At 44.3% G+C, this 2,693-nt stretch carries 2 protein-coding genes; one reads left to right on the top strand and one right to left on the bottom strand.

Features of this window, described 5'->3' with window-relative positions; genetic code table 11:
* The first annotated feature begins 85 nt into the window (after positions 1-85).
* Positions 86-751, top strand: a complete 666-nt coding sequence (locus DW930_RS10340; protein ID WP_165851231.1) for a replication protein — start codon at positions 86-88, stop codon at positions 749-751.
* Between the two features lie 178 nt (positions 752-929).
* On the opposite strand, the gene DW930_RS10335 is transcribed toward DW930_RS10340, so the two are convergent.
* Entirely contained in the window at positions 930-2,078 is a 1,149-nt protein-coding gene (locus DW930_RS10335) for a plasmid recombination protein (RefSeq protein ID WP_123159984.1), read from the bottom strand.
* Between the last annotated feature and the right edge of the window lie 615 nt (positions 2,079-2,693).

The following is a 2,693-nucleotide window of genomic DNA, read 5'->3' as shown; positions in this document are numbered from 1 at the left end:
CCAAGGCGGGCAGGCATTGGATTGGTTTCTCTACGCTAATTATACCATAGTCTGCCTTGCCTTGCAAGAAAGGTAGGTGCTACTTTTGGCACAAAAGAAAGACAGTCGAGGCAAGAACTGGGTTGCTGTTATGTACCCAGAATCCTTACCGTCTGATTGGAAATCATTGCTACGTGACATGATGACTGATATTATTATCAGCCCACTACATGACAGAGATATTCAAGCAGACGGAACAAAGAAAAAACCACATTATCACGTGGTCTTTAAATTCAGCTCTAACAAGACTTTTGAACAAGTCAAAACATTGTTAGAACCCTTTAATTGCCCTATTCCTCAAAAGGTAACTAGCATTAAAGGACAAATCCGTTATCTAATTCATATTGACGACCCAGACAAGTTTCAATACGAATTATCTGACATTGAGATTATCGGAAACGTAGACATTAGCCCTTACTTCCAAATCAGTCAGATGGATAAGTACGAAATGATTGGCGAGATGATGGACTTCATCGATGATAACTGCATCACTGAATTTCGTGAACTCATGCAATACGCAAGGGTTCATCGTGGAGGCGATTGGTTTCCACTTCTCGTAGATTCATCAACCTACGTCATTGATAAATACATCTGTTCAGCACGTAACAAAATGCGTCAGGACAAGATGGACAGAATGGAGGCTATCTCCGTTCGGAACACAGTCCGTCGGTCTTCAGAGAAAGACCCCCTTATCAAACAAGAAGAAGAGTAGTTACAACACTACTCTTTTTCACTTGCTCGATTTATTCCATGGTCTATTGCCAACAAGTAACCTGGCTTTTTCGTCATGCTGACGTGTCGGCTCGAAAGTCTAAAGCCTTTCGGCTCGTCACTGTCTAGCGTACTCTAAGCCAGCTTGTCAGCAATAGCTTTCACGGCATAAAGCCTCGCTAGCGTTCAAAATCCCTATTAACGTTAATAGTTTTCGCTTTCGATTTACTTTCCTTGCCAAATAGGTCTGGGTCATGCCTTACCTCTTGGAAATGCTTGTAATCTTGTTCATCTAGCCCTTTAAATAACTTGTTCTTAAGTTTATCCCAGACGCTTTGACCACTCGGAAAAGTCAAGGCTTTAGTTACCTTTTCAACTACGTTGAAAGCCTTCTGGAAGAGTGATAAAGCCTTTTTCAAACGGCTATTTTCATTAACCAAAATCCCAAGCTGAATCTCATTCGGAGCTTTCATCTCCATCAGTCGATTCTGCTCGGTTAAAGTCTCATGTTCAAACCTTGCCTTCTCTACCCTCTTCTCTAGTGACTGGGCTTTCCTACGTTTCTCTTTAAGCTCACGGCTTTTCTCGTTAAGCTCTTGCTCAACTCGATTCAGCTCGCTTTGCTTTTTATAAAGCTCGGTATCAAGATGCTGCCTTTGTTCTCGGTGTCCGCTACGCTCCTCAACCACTAGCCCTTTTTCTTGACTAATCGAACGTAGCAATTCCCGACTATCTCGCTGAAACTGAGTTTGTGGGGTAACAAACTTGCCATCTTCTTTTTTCGGGAAATAGCCTTGCTCATTAAGAGCACCGTTTTGGCTAACTTGTAGGCTCAAACCTCGCTTGTTTTCACGCTTGACGTAATAATAGTCCACATGCATGTGAGGGGCTGAATCTGGCTCGTCTGCGTGGAAATAAGCCCCGAAAACCACAACGTTAGGGTTGCGCTTCTGAAACTCTTCTAACCACGCCTCAGCGACCTCCTCAGCCTTTTTAACGCTCGGGTGGTTATCCCTATTCCCGATTGTCAAAATCATCTCGTAGGAGGCGTGAGGCTTCTTAGACGGGCTTCGCTTGTGCTCGTCCTTAACCTTGGCGAGATAATCGACAATTTGGCGATCCGCACGGGTCTGCTTCGCATTGTACTCTAAAATCGCTTGCCCGAAAGTCTGGAAATAAGATTCCCTTAAAGGCACGTCGATAAAGGCTTTGTGATAGCCATTCGGGTCAATGTGAGCCTCTTTTTCAGCAAGCCCAGCCCCTCGGATATTGTGCTGACGGCTCCACTTGGTGCCGTTGTGAAGTGAAATCGAATAAGGTTTAATCATGGTTAAACACCTTCCTTTTTTTCTTTGATAATATTAGTATGCCAGAAAAAGCAAAACGAAAAAGTAGAACTGACGTCAAAAGTGAACCACTGCATTATGTATGACGGTCAAACATACGAAGTTATGTTTGTAACACAATACAAGGAACGGCAAGCCATTCCTGATTGTGCTCTGCGAGGCAAGGGTTGCACCCTCTTTTTTGTCGCTCACGCTAGCCAAAAAATTCACTGCCTCGGTCATTCTGACCGACTCGGAGACATCAAAAACGTCAAGCGTTTTTTCTTCTCCTCGGCATGCTCAGGTCATGCTCGGGGGCTAATGACGCTCTTGCGAGCTACCCCCTTCGTCTGCCTTTCGCTTAGGGGTTGTTCCACCCCTAAAACCCCTCCCGTACCTCGAATCCCCGTCCCTCTCCTAGCTAATTTCTCGACTAAACAATTTTCCTCAAGTGTTGCTAGGTCGCAACCCTTTCAAAAATTATTTGCTCAAAATTAGGAGGGACTAGTCTGGATCATGGATCATGGATTGCTATGGGGGGAGGTCGTAGTACTCCCCCCGAACAAAGATAGCAAACCCCTTGTCCCTCTAGGAGTTTCAGCTTTTTAATAAAAAAAA

It is taken from the genome of Streptococcus sp. AM43-2AT, assembly GCF_003603405.1.
In the GTDB taxonomy this organism is placed as follows: Bacteria; Bacillota; Bacilli; order Lactobacillales; family Streptococcaceae; genus Streptococcus; species Streptococcus ilei.
This window is presented reverse-complemented; position numbering and strand designations above follow the sequence as displayed.